This is a genomic window from Halomonas sp. BC2 (assembly GCF_002078115.1).
GTDB lineage: Bacteria > Pseudomonadota > Gammaproteobacteria > Pseudomonadales > Halomonadaceae > Vreelandella > Vreelandella stevensii.
Genome location: NZ_LFGT01000008.1, coordinates 1 through 4,222, shown reverse-complemented (window position 1 = coordinate 4,222; position 4,222 = coordinate 1). Strand labels below are relative to the sequence as shown.

The window sequence follows — 4,222 nt, the reverse complement described above, 5'->3', positions numbered from 1 at the left end:
GCCTGCGCATCAGTCAGGCCCAAAAAAACCAGCGCGAACGCTGGTTCTCAGGCCATGCCGTGTCGCTGCGATCAGCGCTCCAGCTTTTCGAGCTTGCCAGGCTTGCCGTCCCACTCTTCTGCATCGGGCAGCGGGTCTTTCTTCTCGGCAATGTTGGGCCACACCTCGGCCAGCTCGGCGTTGATCTCGATGAACTGCTCTTGCCCATCCGGTAGCTCGTCTTCCGAGAAAATGGCCTCGGCGGGGCACTCCGGCTCGCAGAGGGCGCAATCGATGCACTCATCCGGGTGGATGACCAGGAAGTTGGGGCCTTCATAGAAACAGTCGACCGGGCAAACTTCCACGCAGTCGGTGTACTTGCATTGGATGCAGTTCTCGGTAACGACAAACGTCATCTCACTATCCCTCTTGCGGGACCGAAGCGTGCTCCGGTCGTGTTTAATCGCGAATGGTTATAGATTAGCCGTTTTTTATAAGCTAAATGTGGCGCCATTTTAGTAGTGCTGCCCCATGGCGGCAAGCGCCAGGCATCAATCTCACCCGTGTTTACAGCATCGAGCGCCACTGGTAGAGCAGATCCAGCGCCTCGCGCGGTGATAAATCGTCGATGTCGGTGCTGGTCAGTGCGTCCACCACCGGATGTGGCGCGCTGGCAAACAGGTCGTTCTGCTGAGGCGCCTGGGAGCCTGACAAGGGCCGCTGCTGAGTGTCCACGTCGCGCTGTTCCAGCGTCATCAGCTTCTCCCGTGCGCGACGAATTACCGGCCCCGGCACCCCGGCCAGTTGAGCGACCTGTAGCCCGTAGCTCTGGCTGGCGGGGCCGGCTTCGATGCGGTGCATGAAGACGATGCCATCCCCGTGCTCGGTGGCCGTCAGGTGAATGTTGGCCACCCCCTCGGCCTGCTCGGGCAGCGCGGTCATTTCGAAGTAGTGCGTCGCGAACAGCGTCAGCGCGCGGGCCCGGGCCAAATGTTCGGCGCTGGCCCAGGCCAGCGACAAGCCGTCGAAGGTGCTGGTGCCGCGCCCGATCTCGTCCATCAGTACCAGGCTGTGCTCGGTGGCATTGTGCAGGATATTGGCAGTTTCGGTCATTTCCACCATGAAGGTGGAGCGCCCGCCTGCCAGGTCATCGGAGGAGCCGATACGGGTAAAGATGCGATCGACGGGGCCAACCTCGGCGGCGTCGGCAGGCACGAAACTGCCGCTGTGCGCCAGGAGGGCAATGAGTGCCGTCTGGCGCATGTAGGTCGATTTACCCCCCATGTTGGGGCCGGTAATGATCAGCATGTGCTGTTCAGGCGTCAGCATGACGTCGTTGGGCACGAACGGTTTGTCGCTGACCTGCTCCACGACCGGGTGGCGGCCCGCAGTAATGGTAATGCCCGTGGTCGCGACCAGCTGTGGGCGCACCCAGTTGAGCGCCTCGGCGCGTTCGGCAAAGGCGCACAGCACGTCCAGCTCGGCCAAGGCCCGCGAGGTGGCTTGCAGGGCATGCAGCTGCTCATTCAGGGTGGCCAACAGCTGTTCGTAGAGCCATTTCTCTCGGGTCAGTGCGCGTGACTTGGCGGACAGTGCCTTGTCTTCGAACTCTTTCAGCTCGGGAATGATGAAGCGTTCGGCGTTTTTCAGCGTCTGGCGACGAATGTAGTCTGCGGGCGCCTGCTGGGCCTGGGAGCGGGGCAGCTCGATGAAGTAGCCATGGACGCGGTTGTAACCCACTTTGAGGTTGGCCAGGCCGGTGCGCTCGCGTTCGCGCAGTTCGAGCTGGACCAGGTAATCGCCCGCGTTCTCGGCCATGCCCCGGTGTTCATCCAGCTCGGCATCGAAGCCATCGGCAATCACGCCGCCGTCACGAATCACCACCGGTGGGTTGTCGACCAGGGCTCGGCTCAGCGTATCGGCCAGCGTCGGGTAGGGGCGGATGTGCGGTGTCAGGCCGTCCAGAGCGCTACCGGTATCGATATCGGCCAGCAGCGCTTCCAGGGTAGGCAGCGTGGCGAGGGCGTCACGCAGTCTTGCCAGGTCACGTGGACGAGCGCTGTACAGGGCAACCCGGGCGAGAATCCGCTCCACGTCGCCTACATCGCTCAGCGTCTCGCGCAGGCTCATGTAAGCGGCATCGATGGAGAGCAGGGCAACGCCCGCCTGGCGTCCTTCGACGATCTCCCGTTGGCGCAGGGGGCGGTTCAACCAGCGTTTGAGCAACCGTGAGCCCATGGCGGTGGCGCAGGTATCCAGTACGCTGGCCAGGGTGTTGTCGCCGTTGCCGCCGAGGTTGATGTCGATTTCCAGATTGCGGCGACTGGCCGCGTCGATCACCACCGCGTCGTCGCGATTCTCCACGCTGATGGACGTGACATGGGGCAGCCGTGAGCGCTGGGTGTCCCGGGCATAGTCGATCAAGACGCCTGCGGCCACCAAAGCGGTAGAGAGATGCGCGCAACCAAACCCGCGCAAGTCGCTGACTTCGAACTGGTCGCACAGGCTGCGCGTGGCGCTTTCCAGGTCGAATAGCCATTCACCCTGGCGGCGCAGGCTGCGCTTTTGCGACCAGGCATCGGGCAGTGAAAGGCTTTCAGGCACCAGCAGTTCGGCAGGTGACAGGCGGGTCAGCTCGGCCAGCATTTCGGCCTCGCTCTCTACCTCCAGCACGTTGAAGCGCCCGCTGGAAAGCTCCAGCCAGGCAAGCCCCCAGCCTTCCTTGCCCGGGGCCACGGCCACCAGCACGTTGTCGCGGCGGGCATCCAGCAGCGCCTCGTCGTGCAGCGTCCCGGGGGTCACGATGCGCACCACCTGGCGCTCGACAGGGCCTTTGCTGGTGGCGGGGTCGCCAATTTGCTCGCAAATGGCCACCGACTCGCCACCCGCTACCAGCCTGGCAAGGTAGCCCTCGGCGCTGTGATAAGGCACGCCCGCCATGGGGATCGGCTTGCCGCCCGACTGGCCGCGCTGGGTCAAGGTGATATCCAGCAGCGCTGCTGCCCGTTTGGCGTCGTCAAAAAACAGTTCGTAGAAGTCCCCCATGCGGTAGAACAGCAATACCTCGGGGTGCTCGCGTTTGATTTTCAAATACTGCGCCATCATCGGCGTATGGGCGGGGCTGGCCTGTGACATGAGCGTCCTGATTGAGCGTGGCGCAGACCTGAACGGCATGCGGCATGTTCGTTGGGCAATTTCGTTGAGAAAGCTAAACGCAGTATTCTACGCTACCCTAAGGTCTTACATGAAGGAGTCACCATGGCCCCCAGTGTTTCCAGTCTCAAGAACCTCGATTTATCACTGTTGGCTCAACGACTTGGACGGCTGTGCCAGCAGTTGCATGTCGAAGTGACCACCGCCGAGTCATGCACGGGAGGTGGCATTGCCAGCGCCATTACCTCCGTGGCTGGCAGCTCGGCGTACTTCACCGCAGGCTATGTGACCTACTCCAATGCCGCCAAGACCCGCCTGCTGGGGGTCGAACCTGCCCTGCTGGAAGCCCACGGCGCGGTCAGTGAAGCGGTCGTGGGTGCCATGGTAGCGGGCGCCTGTCGTGACAGCGGTGCCGACCTGGCCGTGGCCGTCAGTGGTGTGGCCGGGCCGGAAGGCGGTAGCGAGGAGAAGCCGGTGGGCACCGTATGGCTGGCCTGGGGCGATGCCGAGAGCCAGCAGGCCGAATGCTTTCATTTTCCGGGTGACCGGCAGGCGGTGCGCGAGCAGGCGGTACGTGAAGCCCTGGCAGGGTTGGTCGCTCGGCTTTCCGCGCAGGCCACCAGGAAATAATCGTTAAAGTTGCCGCCGAGGATTTGTTTCATCGCCGATCTTTGGCATACTACTGGCTAATTATACAGCTTGTTATGAGGAATCTCTGCATGGCTCAGGAAGACAACCGCACCAAAGCGCTGAATGCGGCACTCAGTCAGATCGATCGTCAGTTCGGCAAAGGCACCGTCATGCGTCTGGGCGATGCGCCCCGTGTCGTCATGCCGTCTGTCTCCACCGGTTCGCTGGGGCTGGACATTGCGCTCGGCATTGGCGGGCTGCCGTTTGGTCGTGTGGTCGAAATCTTTGGCCCAGAGTCCTCCGGTAAAACCACGCTGACCCTGTCGGTCATTGCCCAGGCGCAAAAGCAGGGCAAAGTGTGTGCCTTCGTCGACGCCGAGCACGCGCTGGACCCCAGCTACGCCGAAAAACTCGGCGTCAATCTGGACGACCTGCTGGTTTCGCAACCCGATACGGGTGA

Annotated in this window: 4 protein-coding genes; 2 read left to right on the top strand and 2 right to left on the bottom strand. The window is 62.6% G+C overall.

Going from position 1 to position 4,222, the window contains the following annotated elements; all coding sequences use genetic code 11:
* Positions 1-71: 71 nt before the first annotated feature.
* Positions 72-395: a ferredoxin FdxA gene (fdxA, locus tag B7L71_RS05370; protein WP_081136468.1), complete on the bottom strand. Its 324-nt coding sequence runs from the start codon at positions 393-395 to the stop codon at positions 72-74.
* A 151-nt stretch (positions 396-546) separates the two neighbouring features.
* On the bottom strand, positions 547-3,114 hold the full coding sequence (gene mutS, locus B7L71_RS05365; protein WP_081136466.1) for a DNA mismatch repair protein MutS: 2,568 nt from the start codon (positions 3,112-3,114) through the stop codon (positions 547-549).
* 123 nt (positions 3,115-3,237) lie between these two features.
* Here mutS and B7L71_RS05360 point away from each other — a divergent pair, with 123 nt between their 5' ends.
* Both B7L71_RS05360 and B7L71_RS05355 read left to right on the top strand, forming a co-directional pair.
* Positions 3,238-3,762 (top strand): CinA family protein, encoded by a 525-nt coding sequence (locus tag B7L71_RS05360; RefSeq protein WP_016914842.1) that lies wholly within the window; start codon positions 3,238-3,240, stop codon positions 3,760-3,762.
* 89 nt (positions 3,763-3,851) lie between these two features.
* Positions 3,852-4,222 (top strand): ATPase domain-containing protein (locus B7L71_RS05355; RefSeq protein ID WP_283160401.1); only part of this gene is annotated, 371 nt, incomplete at its 3' end.

Excerpts from the sequence above, each read along its gene's own strand:
- mutS (WP_081136466.1), bottom strand. The coding sequence starts at position 3,114 with ATGTCACAGGCCAGCCCCGCCCATACGCCGATGATGGCGCAGTATTTG.
- B7L71_RS05360 (WP_016914842.1), top strand. The coding sequence starts at position 3,238 with ATGGCCCCCAGTGTTTCCAGTCTCAAGAACCTCGATTTATCACTGTTG.
- fdxA (WP_081136468.1), bottom strand. The coding sequence starts at position 395 with ATGACGTTTGTCGTTACCGAGAACTGCATCCAATGCAAGTACACCGAC.